The organism is Bosea sp. 124, assembly GCF_003046175.1.
Lineage (GTDB): Bacteria > Pseudomonadota > Alphaproteobacteria > Rhizobiales > Beijerinckiaceae > Allobosea.
In genome coordinates this window covers 136,560-156,663 of sequence record NZ_PZZM01000001.1, presented here as the reverse complement: position 1 = coordinate 156,663, position 20,104 = coordinate 136,560, and the positions used below count along the sequence as shown (strand labels likewise).

At 66.5% G+C, this 20,104-nt stretch carries 21 protein-coding genes; 18 read left to right on the top strand and 3 right to left on the bottom strand.

Translation table 11 applies throughout. The features are described from left to right. Positions 1-9 precede the first annotated feature (9 nt). The 6 genes from ntrB (at position 10) to C8D03_RS00780 (ending at position 6,025) form a co-directional block, all read left to right on the top strand. Entirely contained in the window at positions 10-918 is a 909-nt protein-coding gene (gene ntrB / locus C8D03_RS00805) for a nitrate ABC transporter permease (protein ID WP_108044561.1), read from the top strand. Between the two features lie 10 nt (positions 919-928). Then, a complete protein-coding gene (locus tag C8D03_RS00800; protein ID WP_108044560.1) occupies positions 929-1,720 on the top strand; it encodes an ABC transporter ATP-binding protein in 792 nt (263 codons plus the stop codon). A 10-nt stretch (positions 1,721-1,730) separates the two neighbouring features. Then, positions 1,731-2,153, top strand: a complete 423-nt coding sequence (locus C8D03_RS00795; protein ID WP_108051025.1) for a globin family protein — start codon at positions 1,731-1,733, stop codon at positions 2,151-2,153. A gap of 21 nt (positions 2,154-2,174) precedes the next feature. After that, positions 2,175-3,977: a NirA family protein gene (locus C8D03_RS00790; protein ID WP_108044559.1), complete on the top strand. Its 1,803-nt coding sequence runs from the start codon at positions 2,175-2,177 to the stop codon at positions 3,975-3,977. Beyond that, complete coding sequence (locus tag C8D03_RS00785; protein WP_108044558.1) at positions 3,974-5,557, top strand: sulfite reductase subunit alpha; 1,584 nt, start codon at positions 3,974-3,976, stop codon at positions 5,555-5,557. Before C8D03_RS00790 ends, C8D03_RS00785 begins: the two co-directional genes overlap by 4 nt. Before the next feature lie 72 nt (positions 5,558-5,629). Then, positions 5,630-6,025: a hypothetical protein gene (locus tag C8D03_RS00780; RefSeq protein WP_108044557.1), complete on the top strand. Its 396-nt coding sequence runs from the start codon at positions 5,630-5,632 to the stop codon at positions 6,023-6,025. Positions 6,026-6,046: 21 nt separating this feature from the next. On the opposite strand, the gene uxuA is transcribed toward C8D03_RS00780, so the two are convergent. Further along, positions 6,047-7,243, bottom strand: coding sequence for a mannonate dehydratase (uxuA, locus tag C8D03_RS00775; protein WP_108044556.1), 1,197 nt, complete (start codon positions 7,241-7,243; stop codon positions 6,047-6,049). Positions 7,244-7,321: 78 nt separating this feature from the next. Further along, on the bottom strand, positions 7,322-8,017 hold the full coding sequence (locus C8D03_RS00770) for a GntR family transcriptional regulator (protein ID WP_108044555.1): 696 nt from the start codon (positions 8,015-8,017) through the stop codon (positions 7,322-7,324). A gap of 156 nt (positions 8,018-8,173) precedes the next feature. Here C8D03_RS00770 and C8D03_RS00765 point away from each other — a divergent pair, with 156 nt between their 5' ends. The 5 genes from C8D03_RS00765 to C8D03_RS00745 all read left to right on the top strand — a co-directional run bounded on the left by C8D03_RS00765 (position 8,174) and on the right by C8D03_RS00745 (position 13,423). Beyond that, complete coding sequence (locus tag C8D03_RS00765) at positions 8,174-9,364, top strand: ABC transporter substrate-binding protein (RefSeq protein WP_108044554.1); 1,191 nt, start codon at positions 8,174-8,176, stop codon at positions 9,362-9,364. A gap of 102 nt (positions 9,365-9,466) precedes the next feature. Beyond that, positions 9,467-10,540 (top strand): ABC transporter ATP-binding protein, encoded by a 1,074-nt coding sequence (locus C8D03_RS00760; RefSeq protein ID WP_108044553.1) that lies wholly within the window; start codon positions 9,467-9,469, stop codon positions 10,538-10,540. Continuing rightward, positions 10,537-11,427 carry an ABC transporter permease gene (locus tag C8D03_RS00755; RefSeq protein WP_248308300.1) on the top strand — a complete coding sequence of 297 codons (891 nt, stop codon included), beginning with the start codon at positions 10,537-10,539 and terminating at the stop codon, positions 11,425-11,427. Before C8D03_RS00760 ends, C8D03_RS00755 begins: the two co-directional genes overlap by 4 nt. Before the next feature lie 4 nt (positions 11,428-11,431). Further along, positions 11,432-12,262 (top strand): ABC transporter permease, encoded by an 831-nt coding sequence (locus C8D03_RS00750; RefSeq protein ID WP_108051021.1) that lies wholly within the window; start codon positions 11,432-11,434, stop codon positions 12,260-12,262. A 129-nt stretch (positions 12,263-12,391) separates the two neighbouring features. Then, complete coding sequence (locus C8D03_RS00745) at positions 12,392-13,423, top strand: DNA topoisomerase IB (protein WP_108044552.1); 1,032 nt, start codon at positions 12,392-12,394, stop codon at positions 13,421-13,423. Between the two features lie 13 nt (positions 13,424-13,436). On the opposite strand, the gene C8D03_RS00740 is transcribed toward C8D03_RS00745, so the two are convergent. After that, positions 13,437-14,726 carry an NAD(P)/FAD-dependent oxidoreductase gene (locus C8D03_RS00740; protein WP_108044551.1) on the bottom strand — a complete coding sequence of 430 codons (1,290 nt, stop codon included), beginning with the start codon at positions 14,724-14,726 and terminating at the stop codon, positions 13,437-13,439. A 140-nt stretch (positions 14,727-14,866) separates the two neighbouring features. Between C8D03_RS00740 and C8D03_RS00735 the strand changes: the two genes are divergently transcribed. The 7 genes from C8D03_RS00735 to C8D03_RS00705 all read left to right on the top strand — a co-directional run bounded on the left by C8D03_RS00735 (position 14,867) and on the right by C8D03_RS00705 (position 20,101). After that, the gene (locus C8D03_RS00735) at positions 14,867-15,955 is read left to right on the top strand and encodes a GSU2403 family nucleotidyltransferase fold protein (RefSeq protein ID WP_146170024.1); all 1,089 of its coding nucleotides are present in this window, start codon (positions 14,867-14,869) and stop codon (positions 15,953-15,955) included. A 94-nt stretch (positions 15,956-16,049) separates the two neighbouring features. Then, entirely contained in the window at positions 16,050-17,054 is a 1,005-nt protein-coding gene (gene dusA, locus C8D03_RS00730; RefSeq protein WP_108044549.1) for a tRNA dihydrouridine(20/20a) synthase DusA, read from the top strand. An 11-nt stretch (positions 17,055-17,065) separates the two neighbouring features. Then, the gene (locus tag C8D03_RS00725; RefSeq protein ID WP_108044548.1) at positions 17,066-17,521 is read left to right on the top strand and encodes a PaaI family thioesterase; all 456 of its coding nucleotides are present in this window, start codon (positions 17,066-17,068) and stop codon (positions 17,519-17,521) included. A gap of 51 nt (positions 17,522-17,572) precedes the next feature. Beyond that, entirely contained in the window at positions 17,573-17,944 is a 372-nt protein-coding gene (locus C8D03_RS00720) for an ArsR/SmtB family transcription factor (protein ID WP_108044547.1), read from the top strand. Between the two features lie 28 nt (positions 17,945-17,972). Then, positions 17,973-18,413, top strand: a complete 441-nt coding sequence (locus C8D03_RS00715) for an SRPBCC family protein (protein ID WP_108044546.1) — start codon at positions 17,973-17,975, stop codon at positions 18,411-18,413. A 145-nt stretch (positions 18,414-18,558) separates the two neighbouring features. Next, positions 18,559-19,317, top strand: a complete 759-nt coding sequence (locus C8D03_RS00710) for a DUF899 domain-containing protein (RefSeq protein ID WP_108044545.1) — start codon at positions 18,559-18,561, stop codon at positions 19,315-19,317. 73 nt (positions 19,318-19,390) lie between these two features. After that, a complete protein-coding gene (locus C8D03_RS00705; RefSeq protein WP_108044544.1) occupies positions 19,391-20,101 on the top strand; it encodes a DUF1428 domain-containing protein in 711 nt (236 codons plus the stop codon). The last annotated feature ends 3 nt before the right edge of the window (positions 20,102-20,104 follow it).

The following is a 20,104-nucleotide window of genomic DNA, read 5'->3' as shown; positions in this document are numbered from 1 at the left end:
GAGGACCGGATGGGTCGGGCTGTCTTGAAGGAAGCGACTGCAGGAGCGACGGTCGTCACCCTGCCGGGTGCGAAGCCCGGAATCGTGCCGCTGCCCGTTGCGTCGCGCAAGCGGCTGGGCCAGCGCCTGCTGCCCTGGCTCAAGGCGGTGCTGGTCAATGTCCTGCCGCCGCTGGTCACGGTCGCGCTGATCGCGCTGTTCTGGCAGATCGCGGCGTCGGGTCCGCAATCCTCGCTGCCGCCGCCGACGAAGATCTGGGAGGAGGCGAAGGACCTGATCGTCGAGCCGTTCTACTGGGCGGGCTCCCAGGACATCGGGCTCGGCTGGCGCATCCTGGTTTCGCTCCAGCGCGTCGCCATCGGCTTCAGCCTGGCGGCGATCGTCGGCGTGCTGCTCGGCGCGCTGGTCGGCCAGTCGGTCTGGGCCATGCGCGGGCTCGATCCCGTCTTCCAGGTGCTGCGCACCGTGCCGCCGCTCGCCTGGCTGCCGCTCTCGCTCGCCGCCTTCCGCGACAGCCAGCCCTCGGCGATCTTCGTGATTTTCATCACCGCCATCTGGCCGGTGATCATCAACACTGCGGTCGGCATCCGCAACATCCCGCAGGACTACCGCAATGTCGCGCAGGTGCTGCGGCTGAACCAGATCGAGTTCTTCTTCAAGATCATGGTGCCCTCGGCCGCGCCCTACATCTTCACCGGCCTGCGCATCGGCGTCGGCCTGTCCTGGCTTGCCATCGTCGCGGCCGAGATGCTGACCGGCGGCGTCGGCATCGGCTTCTTCATCTGGGACGCGTGGAACTCCTCGCGCCTCTCCGACATCATCGTGGCGCTCATCTACATCGGCGTCGTCGGCTTCGTGCTCGACCGCCTCGTCGCCTTCGTCGGCACCATCGTCACCCGCGGCACCCTGACCAACTGAGGAGGCGAGCATGAGCTATCTCAAGATCGATCACGTCGACAAAACCTTCCAGCGCGGAGCAGCCTCGACCAACGTGCTCAAGGACATCAGCCTCGAGATCGAGAAGGGCGAGTATGTCTCGGTGATCGGCCATTCCGGCTGCGGCAAGTCGACCTTGCTCAACATCATCGCGGGGCTGACGCCGATCTCGGCCGGCGCCGTCCTGCTCGAGGGGCGGGAGGTCCGGGACCCCGGTCCGGAGCGCGCGGTGGTGTTCCAGAACCACTCGCTGCTGCCCTGGCTCACCGTCTACGACAATGTCGCACTCGCCGTGAACAAGGTCTTCAGCGGACGGAAGTCGAAGGCCGAGCGGCATGACTGGATCATGCACAATCTTGAGCTCGTCCAGATGGGACACGCGAAGGACAAGCGGCCGGGCGAAATCTCCGGCGGCATGAAGCAGCGCGTCGGCATCGCGCGAGGTCTCTCGATGGAGCCGAAGATCCTGTTGCTCGACGAGCCCTTCGGGGCGCTCGACGCCCTGACCCGCGCCCATCTGCAGGATTCGATCATGCAGATCCATGCCACCCTCGGGAACACGATGATCATGATCACCCATGACGTCGATGAGGCCGTGCTGCTCTCGGACCGGATCGTGATGATGACCAACGGCCCCTCGGCCCGCATCGGCGAGGTGCTCGACGTCCGTCTGGCGCGCCCGCGCAAGCGGCTCGACCTGGTCGCCGACCGCACTTACATCGCCGCCCGCGAAGCGGTGCTGAAGTTCCTCTATGAGCGCCATCGCTTCGTCGAAGCGGCTTGAGGAGACGATCATGACCCCCGATCAGGTTTCCGAAATCAAGGCGAGCTTCTCCAAGGTCGCCCCTATTGCCGAGCAGGCTGCCGCCTTGTTCTACGGCCGCCTGTTCGAGATCGCCCCCGAGGTCCGGCCCTTGTTCAAGGTCACGGACATGAAAGAGCAGGGCCGCAAGCTGATGGGCACGCTCGCCGTCGTGGTGAAGGGGCTCGACGACCTGCCGGCCCTGATGCCCGCGGTGGGCGCATTGGCCCGCAAGCACAATGGCTACGGCGTCACGGCGGCGCATTACGCGCCGGTCGGCGCGGCGCTGCTCTGGACGCTGGAGCAGGGCCTCGGCGAAGGCTTCACCCCTGCCGTCAGGGACGCCTGGACGAGCGCCTACGGGACCCTCTCCGGCGCGATGATCGCGGCGGCCGGCCAGAGCACAACGGCCTGATCCGTCAGCCAGAGCAGAACCATGAGCGACGATTTCACCCCCGACCAGAAGCGCTATCTCGAAGGCTTCATGAGCGGCATGCAGTCGGCCCGCACGGCGCGCGGACTGGCTCCGCTCGGCAGCGCGCAGGGCGGCGCAGGCGGCGCGGCCAGGCCGAGCGGCCCCGACAGGGAGCATCAGGAGGCGCAGGCGAAGACCGTCGCGGCCGGCGGCAAGCTCGTCGATCAGGAGAAGTGGAAGGCGGCCGAGCACCCCTTCGATGCCTATGCCCGCTTCAAGGACCAGGCGAAGGCCGGCCTCTATCCGAAGCCCGAGGACAATTTCCGCTGGCGCTATCACGGCCTGTTTTACGTAGCCCCGGCGCAGAACAGCTATATGTGCCGGCTGCGCATTCCCAACGGCATCCTGAAGGCTTGGCAGTTCGCTGGCGTCGCCGATCTGGCTGAGAAACTCTGCGGCCCCTACAGCCACGTCACCACGCGCGCCAATCTTCAGGTGCGCGAGATCCCGGCCGAGAATGCGGCCGCGCTGCTCGAGGGTCTCGCCGATCTTGGTCTCACCGCCAAAGGCTCGGGCGCCGACAACATCCGCAATGTCACGGGCTCGGCGACCGCCGGCATCGACCCGCTCGAACTGCTCGACACCCGTCCCCATGCCCGCGCCTGGCACCACCACATCCTGAACGACCGTTCGCTCTACGGCCTGCCGCGCAAGTTCAACGTCGCCTTCGACGGTGCGGGTTCAATCGCGACGCTGGAGGACACCAACGACATCGGCTTCCAGGCCATCGAGGTCGGCGAGGGCGCCGTCTTCGAAGGCCAGCCCGTCCCGCCGGGCATCTGGTACCGCCTCGCGCTCGGTGGCATCACCGGCCACAAGGACCTCGCCCGCGACACCGGCGTCATCGTCGCGCCCTCGGATGCCATCGCGGTGTCGGATGCGATCGTGCGTGTCTTCATCGCCAACGGCAACCGTACCGACCGCAACAAGTCGCGGCTGAAATATTTGCTCGACGCCTGGGGCTTCGAGACGTTCCTGACGGCGGTCGAGGAGAAGTTGGGCCGCAGGCTCGTCCGTCTCGATGCAGCCTTCGTCAAGCCGCGCCCGGCCTATGACCGGCTCGGTCATATCGGCGTGCATCCCCAAGTTCAGCCCGGCCTCAACTGGATCGGCGTGGCGCTTCCAGTCGGCAAGCTCACCGTCCAGCAGATGCGCGTCATCGCCTCGATCTCGCAAGCTTGCGGCGATGGCGATATCCGCCTCACCGTCTGGCAGAACCTGCTGATCTCGGGTGTGCCCGATGCGAAAGTCGAGGATGTCGTCGCCAATCTTCAGGCCATCGGTCTTTCGGCCGAGACCTCGATCCTCCGCGCCGGGCTGATCGCCTGCACGGGCGCGACAGGCTGCAAATTCGCGGGTGCCCACACCAAGGAGGATGCGCTCGCCATCGCCGCCCATTGCGAGCCGCGGATTACGTTGGACACCCCCGTCAATATCCATCTGACCGGCTGCCACAACTCCTGCGCCCAGCACTATATCGGCGATCTCGGCCTGATCGGCGCCAAGGTGCCGGTCAGCGACGAGGGCGACACCGTGCCGGGCTACCATGTCTTCGTCGGCGGGGGCTTCGGCGTCGAGGGGGGCATCGGCCGCGAATTCCGCACCGATGTGAAGGCGGAGGACGCACCGGCGCTGGTCGAGGCGATCCTGCGGACATGGACCGTCCATCGCGCCGGGCCGGACGAGAGCTTTGTCGCTTTCGCCCGTCGCCACGAGATCGCGGCGCTGCAGGCGCTCGTCGCGCAGACGGGAGATGCGGCATGACCGTCCAGACCGCAAGCCCGCTCGTCCAGGTCCTGCCCGAGACTGCACCCTTCAGCGAGGAGCAGCGCTCCTGGCTGAACGGCTTCTTCGCCGGCCTGCTCTCGCTCGACAATGCAGGCGTCACGGCGCTGTCGCCGGCCGAGAATGCCGCCGTGATGGGTGAGGCGGATGACGGCGCGCCCTGGCACGATCCGTCGCTGGAGATGGCCGAGCGGATGACGCTGGCCGAGGGCAAGCCCTTGCCGAGGAAGCTCTTCGCCGCGATGGCGCAGCAGGATTGCGGCCAGTGCGGCTATGTCTGCGAGACCTATTCGGCCGCGATCGCCGAGGGCAAGGAGCCGCGGCTGAACCTCTGCGCGCCCGGCGGCAAGGATACGCTGCGGATGCTGAAGGCTCTGACGGAGGAGGCGGGTTCGACTCCAGCCGCCGCCTCGTCCGAGGCGGCACCGGCCGCGCCCGCAGGCCCCATCGGCCGCTCGCGTGAAAATCCCGCGCTGGCGACCTTCCTCTCGCGCCGCAAGCTTAATGGCGAGGGCTCCGAGAAGGAGACCTGGCATGTCGAGTTCGATCTGAGCGAATGCGGCCTCGACTACATCGTCGGCGACGCCTTCGGCATCGTCGCGCAGAACGATCCGCGCCTCGTCGATGCGGTGATCGCGCTGCTCGGCGTGCGTCCGGATGCCGATGTCGGCGGCACGACACTGCGGCAGGCGCTGATCGCTGAGCGCGCGCTCGGCCCGGCGCCCGACGCACTGTTCCAGCTCATCTCCTATGTCACCGGCGGCGAGACCCGCGCCAAGGCCAAGCGCCTCGCTGCGGGCGAGGACCCCGATGGCGATCTCGACCGGCTCGACGTGCTCGGCACGCTGCACAAATTCGGTCAGGCCCGGCTCTCGGCCGAGGCCTTCTTCGAGGCGCTCGACCCGCTGCAGCCGCGGCTCTACTCGATCTCGTCCTCCTGCGTGGCGACCCCCGGTCGCATCACGCTGACGGTGGACACGGTGCGCTACAAGATCGGCAGCCGCCCGCGCTGGGGCGTGGCCTCGACCTTCCTCGGCGAACGCGTCCAGCCCGGCGACAAGGTGCCGGTCTATGTCCAGCGCGCCCATGGCTTCGGCCTTCCCGCCGATCCGCAGACGCCCGTCATCATGTGCGGCCCGGGCACCGGCGTCGCACCTTTCCGCGCCTTCCTGCATGACCGCCGCGCGACCGGGGCGCCGGGCAGGAACTGGCTGTTCTTCGGCCATCAGCGCCGCGCCAGCGACTTCTTCTACGAGGACGAGCTGACGGCGATGAAGCAGGAGGGCGTCCTCACCGGCCTGACGCTGGCCTGGTCGCGCGACGGCAGCGAGAAGATCTATGTTCAGGACCGCATGCGCGAGCGTGGAGCCGAGCTTTTCGCCTGGCTGGAGCAGGGCGCGCATTTCTACGTCTGTGGCGATGCCAAGCGCATGGCCAAGGATGTCGAGCGGGCGATGGTCGATGTCGTCGCCGAGCACGGCAAGCGCTCGCCTGACGAGGCGGTTGCCTATGTCGCAGCACTGAAGAAGGCCGGGCGCTATCAGGCGGACGTCTACTGACGGTGTGAGGATCGTTGCCCGGTCGGATCATGGGCACTACGCTCAAGGCGAGAGCAGGGGACGGAACGGGCGATGGCGCGCTGGTCGGATGCGATGAAGCTCTCGGACTATCGCGAGCACAAGGGCTATCTGATGGCCCCGGGTGTCTACGAGATCGGCTACATCCAGCGCGACACGTTCTATCCGAAATACATCGGTAAGGCGCCGGTGACGCTCTATCAGCGCATTCGTACCTATGGCCGCGACCTCGGACGCAGTTCGCACAATGCCTGCATTTGCGAGTTGGTCGAGGTGAACTACCACCGCCTCTGGTTTCATGTGATGCGCGTGAGCCGCCCCGGCGGGGCGGCCCTGCGCGAAGCCATGCTGATGCGGCGTTTCAGTATCCGCGATAGCGGCCTCTATGAATGGAACTATCGCTACGAATACGCGCCGCTGATCGAGGCCGGCTATCTGCTGAGGCAATAGCTGACACTTTGCCTTCGCAACTCAGCTCACGTAACCTCGCAGCGAGCTGACCGCTGCCATCACGCCGCGCAGCTCGGCGAGGCCGCGCAGGCGCCCGACCGCCGGATAGCCCGGGAAACTGCCCTTGCCGATGTCGTCGAGCAGTTCGTGGCCATGGTCGGGCCGCATCGGGATCTGCCAGTGCGGGAGGCCTGCCGCCTTGCGCCGCTGTTCCTCGGCCAGAAGGGCTTCTACCAGCGCCACCATGTCGGTATCGCCGCCGAGATGCTCGGCCTCCATGAAGGAGCCGTCCGGGTCCTTGGCGACGTTGCGCAGATGCGCGAACCAGATCCGGTCGGCGAAGCGCCGCGCGATCGCCGGCACGTCGTTCTTCGGATTGGCGCCGAGCGAGCCCGAGCACAGCGTCAGCCCGTTCGCCGGCCGGTCGACCGCGTTCAGGATGAAGGCGATGTCGTCCGCGTCCGAGCAGATGCGCGGCAGCCCGAAGAGCGGGCGCGGCGGATCGTCGGGATGGATGCACATCCGGATACCGACCTCCTCGGCCGTCGGGATGACGGCTTCGAGGAAGCGCTTCAGATTAGCGCGCAGCGCCTCATGGCCCATGCCGTGATAGCGCTCCAGCATGCGCTTGAGGCCGGGCACGTCGTAACGGTCATAGGCGCCGGGCAATCCCGCCATGATGTTGGCGAGCAGCCGGTCGCGGTCGGCCTCCGAGGAGCGCTCGAACCAGGCTTTCGCGCGGTCCATCACATCGGCCGGATGGCCGTCCGCCGCGCCGGGGCGTTGCAGCATAAAATGGTCGAAAGCGACGTATTCGTGGATGTTGAAGCGCAGCGCCGTGCCGCCGCCGGGCAGCCGGTAGGCGAGCTCCGTGCGCGTCCAGTCGAGCACCGGCATGAAATTGTAGCAGATCACCTCCAGCCCGCAGGCGGCGAGGTTGCGCAGCGATTGCCGGTAGTTCTCGAAGATCGGCTCGAGATCGCCCTCGCCGATCTTGATGCTCTCATGCAGCGGCAGGCTCTCGACCACGTTCCAGCGCAGCCCCAGGCTGGCATCGCGCGCGATGATCGCCTTGCGCGCCTCGATCTCCTCGACACTCCAGACCACGCCATAGGGGATCTGATGGAGCGCGTTGACGATGCCGCATGCGCCCGCCTGCCGCGCCTGGGCAAGCGTCACGACGTCGTCGGGGCCGAACCAGCGCCAGCTCTGTTCCATCAGAGGGCCCGTTTCGTCAAAGCATGGATCATGGTCGCGAATCCTCCGCAGTTTCTTGTTGTGGATGAGGCCCGGCCGTCAATCGAGACGGATGGGGGCGGCGCTGCCGGCGAAGGCATCGACCTGGTCGCGCGCGATCGTCTCGATGGCGTCGAAGACGGTGCGCAGATGCGCGCGCATCGCTGCTTCCGCCCCGGCTTCGTCGCCCGTGACCACGCAATGCATGATCTCCCGGTGCTGCGTCAGGATCATGTTGGGCCAGGCCGCGCTGTCGAGGGAAAGGCAGCGGACGCGATCGAGCTGCGCCTTGACGCCCTCGATCAGGCTCCACACCGACGGATGCCCGGCTAGCCGCGCCAGTTCGGCATGAAACGCCTCGTCATGGCGGAAGAAGCTCGCCCGGTCGCCGGCTGCGAGATCGCGCTCCTGCTGGCGCACGTTCTGCTCCAGCGCGGCCTTGCCCGCATCGTCGGCATGGCGGGCCGCCAGCGCGACCGTCCGGCATTCCAGCGTCTCGCGCACGAACTGGCTGTCATGCACGGCGGCGAGATCGATCGGCGCGACGAAGGTGCCGACCTGCGGCACCACCATCAGGAAGCCTTCCTCGACCAGCCGCTTGAACGCCTCGCGCACCGGCGTGCGGCTGACGCCGAAGCGCACGGCCATGCGTGCCTCCGACATCGCCTCGCCCGGGCGCAGCACCGCGGCGAGGATGTCCCCTCGCAGCAAGCGGTGTATCTGTTCGGTGCTCTGACGTGCTGCAGGGATGCCCATTGCCAAGCTCTGGTCGACTAGTATACTAGGATACCGACTATTCCGGGGTCGCGTCAATCGGCGCGAGTCACGGAGCTGTTGAGACGGCATCCTGAAGCGGAGCCGGCGACTCGATCAACAACAAAGCGGAAAATCCGCGCATTCGGAGGAGAGGTCATGGTCCAGAACAGCATCAATCGGCGTGTATTCATCGGCGGCGTCGCTGGCCTTGCCGGCGCGGCGCACGCCCCTTCGGCCTTCGCACAGCAGCTCAAATTGCCGACATCTCCGGTCGTCCTGTCGATCGTCGATGTCGCCGGCAATCTCGCGCTGACGCAGAAGGCGATCGAGAACTACCGCAAGGCCAAGCCGAATCTGGTCTCGCGCATCGTCTTCACCAAGGCGCCGTCGCCCGAGCTTCCAGGCAAGATCAAGGCGCAGCAGGATGCAGGCCGCGTCGACATCGACATGGTGCTGACCGGAACCGATGCGCTCTCGGCCGGCGTCGACCAGAAGCTCTGGGTGCCGCTGCTGCCGCAGCTCGCCGGCAGCCTGCCGAAGCTCGACGAGATTTATCTCGAAGGCGCCGCCAAGATGCAGGCGCTCGCCAGCGGGCAGGGCGTCGTCGTCACCTATTACCCCTCCGGTCCGCTGCTCGAATACATGCCGGCCAAGGTCAAGGCGGTCCCGACGACCGCCGAGGAACTGCTGACCTGGACGCGCCAGAACAAGGACCGCTTCATCTATCCGCGCCCGGCCAATTCCGGTCCCGGCCGCACCTGGATCATGGGCCTGCCCTATCTGCTCGGCGATTCCGATCCCAAGGATCCGGTCAAGGGCTGGGACAAGACCTGGGCCTATCTCAAGGCGCTGGGCGAGAACATCGAATACTATCCCGGCGGCACCGGCGCGGTGATGAAGGAACTCGGCGACGGCTCCCGCGACATGACCGTGACGACCACGGGTTGGGACATCAACCCGCGCGTCCTCGGCGTCGTGCCGAAGGAGGCGAAGATCGCCGCGCTGAAGGGCTTCCATTGGGTCACGGACGCGCATTACATGTGCATCCCCAAGGGCGTCTCTGACGAGAAGCTTGCGGTCTTGGTCGACCTGATGAACTTCCTCCTGACCAAGGAGCAGCAGGCCTACACCTATGACGAGGGCTATTTCTATCCGGGCCCGGCCGTGAAGGGCGTCACGCTCGACATGGCGCCGGCGGAAAGCCAGGCGGCGATCAAGGAGTTCGGCCGTCCCGAATACGAGAAGCTGATCGCCGACAATCCGCTCCAGACGCCGCTCGACCCCGACAAGATGGTCGTCGCATTCCGCATCTGGGACGAGCAGGTCGGCGGCGCCAAGCGCAAGTAACGAAGCGCAACTCGACACGCGCAAGTGAAACCGTCTGGTGGCGGCCCGAAAGCGGGTCGCCGCCGGACGGTCCTTTGATCGAGACTCCAGCACGCGGTAGCCATGACGATTCACGCAGCCTCCTTTAGCGAGCTCCGGCTCGATCGCCTGAGCCGGGATTTCGGCACTCACAACGCGCTGAAGGACGTCTCGCTGACGATCGGCAAGGGCGAGTTCATCGCGCTGCTCGGCCCGTCCGGCTGTGGCAAGTCCACCACGCTGAACATCATCGCCGGCCTGCTGCCCGCGACCGGCGGCGGCATCTGGCTCGACGACAAGCGCATCGACCCGCTCCGGCCGGAAGAGCGCGGCTTCGGCATGGTCTTCCAGAACTACGCCCTGTTCCCGCATATGAGCGTGAACAAGAACATCGGCTTCGGTCTCAAGATGCGGGGCACGCCCAAGGCCGAGATCGAGCGCCGCGTCGCCGAGGCCGTCGCGCTGGTCCGGCTTCAGGGCCAGACCGAGAAATTGCCCGGCCAGCTTTCGGGCGGCCAGCAGCAGCGTGTCGCGATCGCGCGCGCCATCGTCGTCGAGCCGCCACTGGTCTTGATGGACGAGCCCCTCTCCAATCTCGACGCCAAGCTGCGCCTCGAGATGCGCGCCGAGATCAGGCGGATCCACAACACGCTCGGCGCGACCACGATCTATGTGACGCACGACCAGGAAGAGGCGCTCTCGCTCGCCGACCGTATCGTGGTGATGCGCGACGGGCAGGTCCGCCAGGTCGGCGTGCCCGAGGATTTGTTCTCGCGCCCCGACCATCTCGATGTCGCCGAGTTCATGGGCTTCCGCAACAAGATCGCCGGCAGCGCGGTTTCGGTCGCAGGCGAGCATGCGACGGTCACGATCGAAGGTGCCGGCATCGTCGGGCGCGCCCGCAACACCGTCACGCCGGGCTCGGTCGCGCATGTCGCGATCCGGCCGGAAGACCTGCATCCCGTCGCAGCAGGCAGCGCGGGTCTCAAGGCACAGGTGATCTCGACCGAGTTCCGTGGCCGCGAGTTCGTCGGTTTCGCCCGCATGGCCGACGGCACGGACCTGTCCTTCCTCGCCCATGACAAGCTCTCGCCCGGTGAACAGGTGACGCTTGCCGCCGAGCCTGACCGCGTCCTCGTCTATGGGGACAAGGCGTGACCAGCTCCGCTCTCTCCATTCCGCTGGGCCAGAGGCTCGCCGCGCGCGGACTCGACGGGCTGACGCTGCTCGTCATTCCCGCGGTACTCTTCCTGCTGTTGCTGTTCATCTATCCGTTCTTCTACGGGCTGTTCCTCTCCTTCAACCCGAAAGCGGGCGGCACCTTCGCCAATTACCAGCGCTTCTTCTCGGATTCCTTCCTCTATGGAACGATCGCGACGACGCTCTGGCTGGCCTTGCCCGTGACGTTGCTGACGCTGCTGATGGCGATCCCGATCGCGTTCCGCGTCCGGGTGATGAAACATCAGCGCCTGCTGACCACGATCCTGGTGATTCCGATCACGCTCGGCACCGTGCTGGTTGCGCAGGGGTTGCTGAACTATCTCGGTCCGCAGGGCTGGTTCAACCGCGCCCTGCTGACGATGGGGCTGATCTCGTCCCCGGTGAAGCTGCTGCATAACTACTGGGGCGTGATGATCTCGCTGGTGATCACCGGCTTTCCCTTCACCTTCCTGTTGACGCTGTCCTATCTCTCGGGTGTTGATCCCGCGCTGGAACAGGCTGGCGCGACGCTGGGCGCCGGCCCCTGGCAGCGCTTCAAGCACATCCTGCTGCCGCTCCTGCTGCCGGGTCTCGCCATCACCTTCTGCCTCTCCTTCGTGCAGGCCTTCTCGGTCTTCCCCTCGGCCGTGCTGCTCGGCGCACCCGCGGGGCCGACGCGCGTGATCTCGATTGCGGCCTATCAGGCGGCCTTCGAGGAATACGACTACTCCATGGCTTCGGCCGTCGCGATGATCATGGGCGTGGTCCAGCTCTCGATCGTCGTCGCCGTGCTGGCGGCGCGCGGCCTGCTCTATCGTGGCCCTGCCGGCGGCGGAAAGGGCTGATCTGATGGTCAAGGACAACCGCCTCTCGGCCCGTCTCTGGGCCTTCGCCAACTGGGCCGTGATCGGCTTCTTCATCCTGAACCTGTTCGGGATGATCGCGACCGTGGTGACCAGTTCCTTCGCCACGCGCTGGCTCGGCACCTGGCTGCCGGCCGGCTGGACGACGCGCTGGTATTCCTCCGCCTGGGACGAATTCCAGCTCTACGACGTGCTCTCGGTCACCTTCCAGATCGTCTTTCTCGTCGTCTTTCTTTCGGGGTTGATCGGTGTGCCGGCGGCCTATGCGCTGGCGCGCCGCGATTTCCCGGGCAAGAAGCTCGTCATGCTGCTGTTCCTGCTGCCGCTGCTGGTGCCGCCGATCACCTTCGGCATCCCGCTGGCGACGGTGCTTTACCGGGCCGGCCTTGCCGGCCAGATGTCGGGCGTCGTGCTGGCCAATCTCGTGCCGACCGTGCCCTTTGTCATCCTGGTGATGATCCCGTTCATCGAGCAGATCGACACGAAGATCGAGGCTGCGGCGCGCGTCTTCGGCGCCAACACCTTCAAGCTCTTCATCTACATCCTGTTGCCGCTGCTGGCGCCGGGCATCCTGGCGGCCCTGCTGCTGGTGCTGGTGCGCACCATCGCGATGTTCGAACTGACCTTCCTCACGGCCGGCCCGACGAGCCAGACGCTGGTGGTCGCGCTCTACTACGCGGTCTTCGCCGCCGGCGTCCGCGCCGTCCAGTCGATCGATGCGATGGCGGTGATCTACATGGTGACGACGCTGCTCTGGCTCCTGATCGCACTGCGCTTCGTCAACCCGACGCAGATCGTGGCCCGCGCCAAGCGCTGAGGCATCGGCGCCGACAGCCGCTGCCGGAAAGAAACACAGCCCCGTCCGGAACCGGACGGGGCTGTTTGCGATTGAATCCCGCAGCGCGGCTGGACTTGCCTCGGCCCGCGCCTCCCGGGAACAGCCATCATGGCGCGCGTGATCTTCGACGATGCCGTTTCAGCTCCTGCGCCGCCCGCTCGCCTCAGGCGCAGTTCGGCGGCGACGCTGACCATCACCCGCCGCAGGGCCGGCAAGGGCTTCCGCTATCTCGACGGCGATGGCGGCCGCATCACCGATCCGGCGACGCTCGCCCGTATCCGCGCGCTCGCCATTCCGCCGGCCTATGCCGATGTCCGTATCGCCGCCGATCCGCGCGCCCATCTCCAGGCCGTCGGTCATGACGAGGCCGGGCGCGTCCAGCATCGCTACCATCCGGAGTGGGAAAAGGTCCGCGAACGCCGCAAGCTCAAGCGCCTGAAATGCCTGATCGACGCGCTGCCGAAGCTGCGGGCCGCCGTCGCGGAGAATCTCAGGGACCGCCGCCTCAGCCGCGACAAGGCACTTGCCTGCGCCGCCGCCATCATCGACCGTTGCCATATCCGCGTCGGCAACGAGAGCTATGCCAAAGCCAATGGCAGCCATGGCGCCTCGACATTGCTGAAGCGCCATGCCGCCATCGCGGGCAGCCGCATCGAACTCGCCTTCAAGGGCAAGAGCGGCAAGCAGATCGCCTGCGCCCATGAGGACCCCGTGCTCGCCCGCGCCCTGACTCGGGTAATGACCTTGCCGGGCCCCCGCCTGCTGCAATATCGCCGCGAGGACCGCAGCGTGGCCGAAGTCCATGCCGGCGAGATCAACGCCTATCTCAAGCGCGTCTCCGGCCTGCCGATCAGCAGCAAGGATTTGCGCATGCTCGCCGCCAATGCCGCCGCAGCCGAGCTTCTGCTGGCAGGCGAGGTCGTCGCGACCGAGAGCGGCCGGAAGCGCCAGCTTGCCGACATCATGCGGGCGATCTCGGAGCGGCTCGTCAATACGCCGGCCGTCGTGCGCAAGAGCTATGTCCACGAGATCGTGCTGCGCGCCTATGCCACCGGCCGCCTCAAACGCTGCTATGACAAGGCGAAGGCACGCGGCGCCTGCTCGCGGATCGAGCGGGCGTTGGGGCTATTGGCGGCGTGAGCATCATGGTGCGTCAACGCCCTGGGCTCGGACCCTTTCTCCCTTGAGTGATCAGCCGTGCACTGTGCTGGCCGGACATGAAGGTCCAGAACCAGCTCCAGGCGACGGCGACCCGGCTGCGCGCGCCGATCAGGAAGAAGATATGGGCGATGCCCCAGATCCACCAGGCGATCCAGCCGCGCAGTTGCAGCCAGCCGAAATCCACCACCGCTGCGCTCTTGCCGATGGTGGCGAGATTGCCCTGGTGGCGATAGCGGAACGGGGAGGGCGCGGGCTTCCCGGAAAGCCGGGCGTGGATCACCCGGGCGACATGGGCGCCCTGCTGCTTGGCCGCGGGCGCGATGCCGGGCACCGGCTTGCCCTCCGCCGTCATCACTGCCGCCGTATCGCCGATGACGAAGATTTCCGGCCGGCCCGGCGCGTTCAGGTTCGCATCGACGCTCGCGCGACCCGCCCGATCGGCCGGGATGTCGAGCCATGCGGCTGCCGGGGAGGCCGCGACGCCGGCCGCCCAGACTACGGTGCGGCAGCCGACACTCTCCGTGCCGATGGTCACCCCGTCCGCGCGGATGTCGGAGACCGGTCGGCCCAGCAGAACCTCGACGCCTAATGTTTCAAGCGCAGCTTGCGCATAGGCGGAGAGCGTTTCCGGGAAGGCCGGCAAAACCCGCGATCCGGCCTCGATCAACAGAATCCGGGCCTCGCGGGTGTCGATGTTGCGGAATTCCTGCCAGAGAATCTGCTTGGCGAGTTCGGCGATGATGCCGGCGAGCTCGACGCCGGTCGGACCTGCCCCGATGACGGCAAAGGTCAGCAGGGCTTCCCGCGCCGCAGGGTCGGTCTCACGCTCGGCCTGCTCGAAGGCGAGCAACAGCCGCCGCCGGATCGTCGTCGCATCCTCGAGGGTCTTGAGCCCGGGTGCCACGGCCTCCCACTCGTCACGCCCGAAATAGGAATGCCGTGCGCCGGTGGCGAGCACGAGCGTGTCGTAGGCGATCGCCGTACCGTCATCGAGCAGAACACGCCGTCTCTCGGTATCGACGCCCGCGACCTCAGCCAGCAGCGTGGTGACGTCGGCCCGCTCCCGGAACAGTCGGCGGACCGGCCAGGCGATCTCGGAGGTGGCCAGGATCGTCGTGGCGACCTGATAGAGCAGCGGCTGGAACAGGTGGTGGTTGCGCTGGTCGATCAGCGTGATCTGCAAACCGGCGCCCCTGAGATCGCGCACGAGCTGAAGGCCGGCGAAGCCTGCACCGACGACGACGAGATGGTGAGCTTCCGGAGGCGGCTGCGTCTCGGCCATGGCGTGGGATGCCCCCTTGGCATTCGCTGAGGTCGGTGACCCGGCCTCTCGGCTGAGGTTTGGCCCGCCTTTGCACCAATGGACAAGGCCGGACGGCCGGCTGCGACCGCAACAACGGATAGGCGCATCATGCACTGGCGTTGGCGACGATTTTTTCGTATACACAGTTTCCGGAAACTGTGTATACGGGCTTCGCCGTGCGCCGCCTCCCGCCCTCCGTACAGACCCTCTACGCCGACCTTGTCCAAAAGGTCTCGCCGGATGCGCCTGTTCCCGGATCGATCTCGATCAGGATGGTTCACAATGTCGAGCGATACTATTCGACCGAACGTCACGGTGCGAAGCGCATCCAGCGCTATCTCGGGCCGGTACACGACCCCGCCATTGTCGCGATGGCCGAGGCCATCCGCCGCGAGGAAGCGATCGCCAAGCAGCGGCGCAAAAACATCACGATGCTCAAATCGGCTGGCGTGCAGGGGCCTTCCCAGGAGGTGGGGCGCATTCTCGAGGTGATGTCGAGAGCGGATCTGTTCGAGAGGGGCATGGTGCTCGTCGGCACCATCGCCTTCCAGACATACCCGATCCTGCTTGGCTACGATCTCAGCGCCTCGGGGATGATGACACAGGACGTTGACTTCGTCGCAGCGAACGTCAGGGTTTCGATCGGAGGGAGAGCGAACGCCGACGCCGAAGAACCCGGCGACCGCACAGCCCCTAAATCCCTCGACATGCTGACTTTGCTGAAACGTGCGGATGACTCCTTCGTCGGCGTCCCCAATCTCGGTCGCAAGACCTACCCGAACAAATTCACGGCCACGAACGGCCTCGATGTCGAGTTGCTCACGCCGGTGCGAAAACGCGATGAGGACAATCCCGTCGCGTTGCCGGCATGGGGCGCGTCGGCCGTGCCCCTGCATTACCTGGAATATCTGGTGCAGGACGCTATGCCTGCCGTCGCTTTGCACGGGGCCGGAGTGCCGATCCTCGTGCCGCAACCGGCGCGATACGCGGTCCACAAGCTCATCGTCGCTCAACTGCGCGACGCGCATTCCGGCAAGGCGGGCAAGGATCGCGTGCAGGCCAAGGCGCTGATGGATGTCCTCGACGAAAGCGACCCCGATACGGTGGCGGACGCCCTTGATGACGCGATTTCGCGCGGCCTCGCATGGCGAAAGCACGTCAATGCCGGACTCAGGCAGATCGGACGCAACGCACGTGTCGACGGATGATCGGTCGCCTCTCCGGCGCAGTGCCCGATTTCACCGGAGCGCGCTCGACACCTGCAGGGATGCGCCGCGCGTGATTTTGCGCTAGTCAGCGGCGATGACTGCCCTTTCGCCCGAGCTGCTGCGCTTTTCCGTCGCCCCCATGATGGATTGGACCGACCGGCATTGCCGCGTCATCCATCGCCTGATGTCGCGCCGTGCCCGGCTCTACACCGAGATGGTGACGGCGCAGGCCGTTATCCGCGGCGACCGCCAGCGCCTGATCGGCTTCGATGCGGCGGAGCGCCCCGTCGCGCTCCAGCTTGGCGGCAACGATCCGCTTCTCTTGGCCGAGGCCGCGCGGATCGGTGCCGATTTCGGCTATGACGAGCTCAATCTCAATTGTGGTTGCCCCTCCGACCGCGTCCAGGGCGGGGCCTTCGGCGCCTGCCTGATGCGCGAGCCGGTGCTGGTCGGCGATTGCGTCGCGGCGATGAAATCGTCCGTATCGATCCCGGTCACGGTGAAGTGCCGCATCGGCGTCGACGACCAGGACCCGGAGGCCGCGCTCGATGCGTTGACGGCGTCGGTCAAGGCGGCCGGTGTCGATGCGCTGATCGTCCATGCCCGCAAGGCCTGGCTCCAGGGCCTCTCGCCCAAGGAAAATCGCGAGGTCCCGCCGCTCGACTACGAACGCGCCTACCGTCTCAAGGCCGCCAACCCGGAGCTGATCGTCGCCATCAATGGCGGCATCCGGGCGTCGGGGGAATGGTCCGCTCACCTCGCCCGTCTCGACGGCGTCATGATCGGCCGCGAGGCCTACCAGAACCCCGAGATCCTGCTGCAGGTCGATCCGTTGCTCTTCGGCGAGGCTGCGCCTGTGACCGATGCCTTCGCCATGCTGGAGGCGCTCGAACCGCATCTGGCGGCTCATCTTGAAGCCGGCGGGCGGCTGCATGCCTTCACGCGCCACCTCGTCGGACTGTTTCCGGGGCGCCCCGGCGCGCGTCAGTTCCGTCGCCACCTCGCCGAGCATTGCGTGGCGGTGGGAGCCGGTATCGCCGATCTGCGCGCTGCCATCGCCCATGTCGCGCGCCATGACGGCGGCCGCGTCGCCGCCTGAAGGAGCCCGTCATGGCCGGTGCAGCGCTGTCCGACGACGAGATCGCCCGCCGGATCGAGGCGAGCTTCGGCAAGCAGGCCTTCATGACGACGCTTGGCGCGCGCCTGAGCCATGTCGCCGTTGGCGAGGTCGAGATCGAGCTCCCGATCATGCCGCATGTCACCCAGCAGCACGGCTTCGTCCATGCCGGCGCCGTCGCCTCCATCGCGGATTCCGCCTGCGGCTATGCGGCGCTGACGCTGATGCCGGCCGGCGCGGGCGTCCTCACGGCCGAGTTCAAGATCAATCTGCTCGCCCCCGCCGCAGGCGAACGGCTGCTCGCGAAGGGCAGGGTCGTCAAGGCGGGTCGGACCCTGACGCTGGCCATGGCCGAGGTCTTTGCGATCAAGGACGGTGTTTCGAAGCTCTGCGCCATGATGACCGCGACCTGCATGACCATGGCGGGGCGCGATGGCGTCTCGGACTGAAACACGATTTCGGGCTTGACGGCGCAGCCGCTGGCGCCGTAACTTAACTCTATGGTTAAGTTTCAAGAGACGCAGCTCGATCGTACCTTCTCGGCCCTGTCGGACCCGACACGGCGGGCGCTGCTCGCCCGTCTCGAAGCTGAGGACGCCCTGTCGGTCAGCGAGCTGGCGCAACCCTTCGCGATGTCGCTGCCGGCTGTGATGAAGCATCTCGACGTATTGTCGGATGCCGGGCTGATCACGCGGACGAAGACGGGCCGCACCGTCTCCTGCCGCCTCAATGCCGATCCGATGGAGGAGGCGATGGGCTGGCTCGCACGCTACCAGCGGTTCTGGACGCAGCGTCTCGACGCGCTGGAGGCCATGCTGAACGAGCGCCGCCAGGAGAGGGGCCCTGCCGGCGAGGGTGGCGGCGGCGCCTGACCGCGGCAACGAGGGAGAGGCTAAGCCGATGGACAAGAAGGTCGAGACCACGCCCAGCCTGACCTTGAAGCGGCGGCTGAACGCCGCGCCGGCCGAGGTCTTCGAGGCCTGGACCAATCCCGAGCTGCTGATGCGCTGGTTCGGGCCGGAAAATGTGACGACACAGGAGGTGGCGGTCGATCCGCGCGTCGGCGGCAGCTTTCGCGTCGTGATGCTGGAGAACACCGGCGAGCGTCACGAGGTCTCGGGCCGCTATTACGAGGTAGTCGAGAACGAGCGGCTGGTCTTCAGCTGGTCCTGGATCACGACGCCCGAGCGCGTCTCGCGCGTGGTCGTGACCTTCAAGCCCGATGGCGACGGCACGATCCTGACGCTTTTGCACGAGAAGCTCTTCGACGAGCAGGCGGTACTCGGCCACACCCATGGCTGGACGGGCTCGCTGGTCAAGCTGGAGGAGCTGTTCGCCTGAAAGCGATGGCCTCGGCCGAAGGCAGCGGACCCGGCTGCCGTCCGGGCCGGTCGCGAGGCCGATGCCGCAAGCAGACCCAAGGGGGAAAACCACCGGGCAGAACCAGGCTGACACGGCCTGACCCGCGTAACGAGGAGACGAAACGATGCCGCATCAGGTCGTATCCCGCGAGGAATGGATAGCTGCGCGCAAGGCGCATCTCGCCCGCGAGAAGGAATTCACCAGGCAGCGCGACGCGCTCAGCGCCGAGCGCCGCGCGCTGCCCTGGGTCAGGGTCGACAAGGACTATGTCTTCGACGGCGGGAAGGGCCGCCGGACGCTCGCTGATCTCTTCGGCGCCAACAGCCAGCTCGTGATCTATCACTTCATGTTCGGGCCTGGCTGGACCGAGGGCTGCCCAGGCTGCTCCTTCCTGGCCGACCATTTCGACGGGCCGAACCAGCATCTGAAGCATCACGATGTCAGCCTCGTCGCTGTGTCGCGCGCGCCCTATGCCGAGTTCCAGCCGTTCCGGAGGCGGATGGGCTGGGAATTCGACTGGGTGTCGTCGGCAGGCAGCGACTTCAACGCCGATTTCCACGTCACGCCGAGCGAGGCCGAGCGCGCGGCCGGGCGCTACGAGTACAATTACGCGATGCATGACGGCGAGGGCGGCGAGATGCCGGGCTTCAGCGTCTTCTACCGCAACGATGAGGGCGAGATCTTCCACACCTACTCGTCTTATGCCCGCGGCTGCGACCTCCTGGTCGGCGCCTATAACGTCCTCGATCTGACGCCGAAGGGCCGCAACGAGGCGGCCATCATGGACTGGATGCGCCACCACGACCGTTACGAGGACAAGCCAGAAGCTCGCATCAGAATCATGCCTGTGGGGCGGTCGCGTCCCGTTACGGCTGAAGCCTGACCCGAGGCGGCGGCTATAGCGCGCTGCCGATCGCCGGGCCACTCGCCCGGCCTGAACCCAACGGAGAAAAGCCATGACCTATGTGCAAGGATTCGTCGTCGCCGTGCCGGCGGCGAACAAGGAAGCCTACCGCAAGCTCGCCGCCGATTTCGTGCCGCTCTTCAAGGAGTTCGGTGCGATCCGCGTGGTCGAGGCCTGGGGCGACGACGTGCCCGACGGCAAGCTCACCGACTTCAAGGGAGCGGTGAAGGCTGAGCCCAATGAGGTGATCGTCTTCTCCTGGGTCGAATACGCCGACAAGGCAACGGCCGACGCCGCCAGCCAGAAGATGATGAGCGACCCGCGCATGAAGGAGATGGGCGCCAACATGCCCTTCGACGGCAAACGCATGATCCATGGCGGCTTTTCCTCGATTGCCCAGCAGGGCATGCGGGGCTGCATGGCCTATGTCGATGGCATGGTCGCGGCGGTTCCCGTCGGCAGCAAGGACGCCTATCGCGACTTCGCGACGCATCATGGCGCCATCCTTTGCGAGCACGGCGCGGCGCGCGTCGTCGACACCTGGGGCGAGGACGTTCCCGACGGCAAGGTCACCGACTTCAAGCGCGCGGTGAAAGCGACCGACGACGAGAAGGTGGTCTATTCATGGATCGAGTGGCCCTCGAAAGAGGTCCGCGACGCCGGTTGGCAGAAGGTGATGTCCGACCCGCGAATGCAGCGCGAAATGCCCTTCGACGGCAAGCGCCTGATCCATGGCGGCTTCGCGCCGATTCTCGACGCGTAAGCC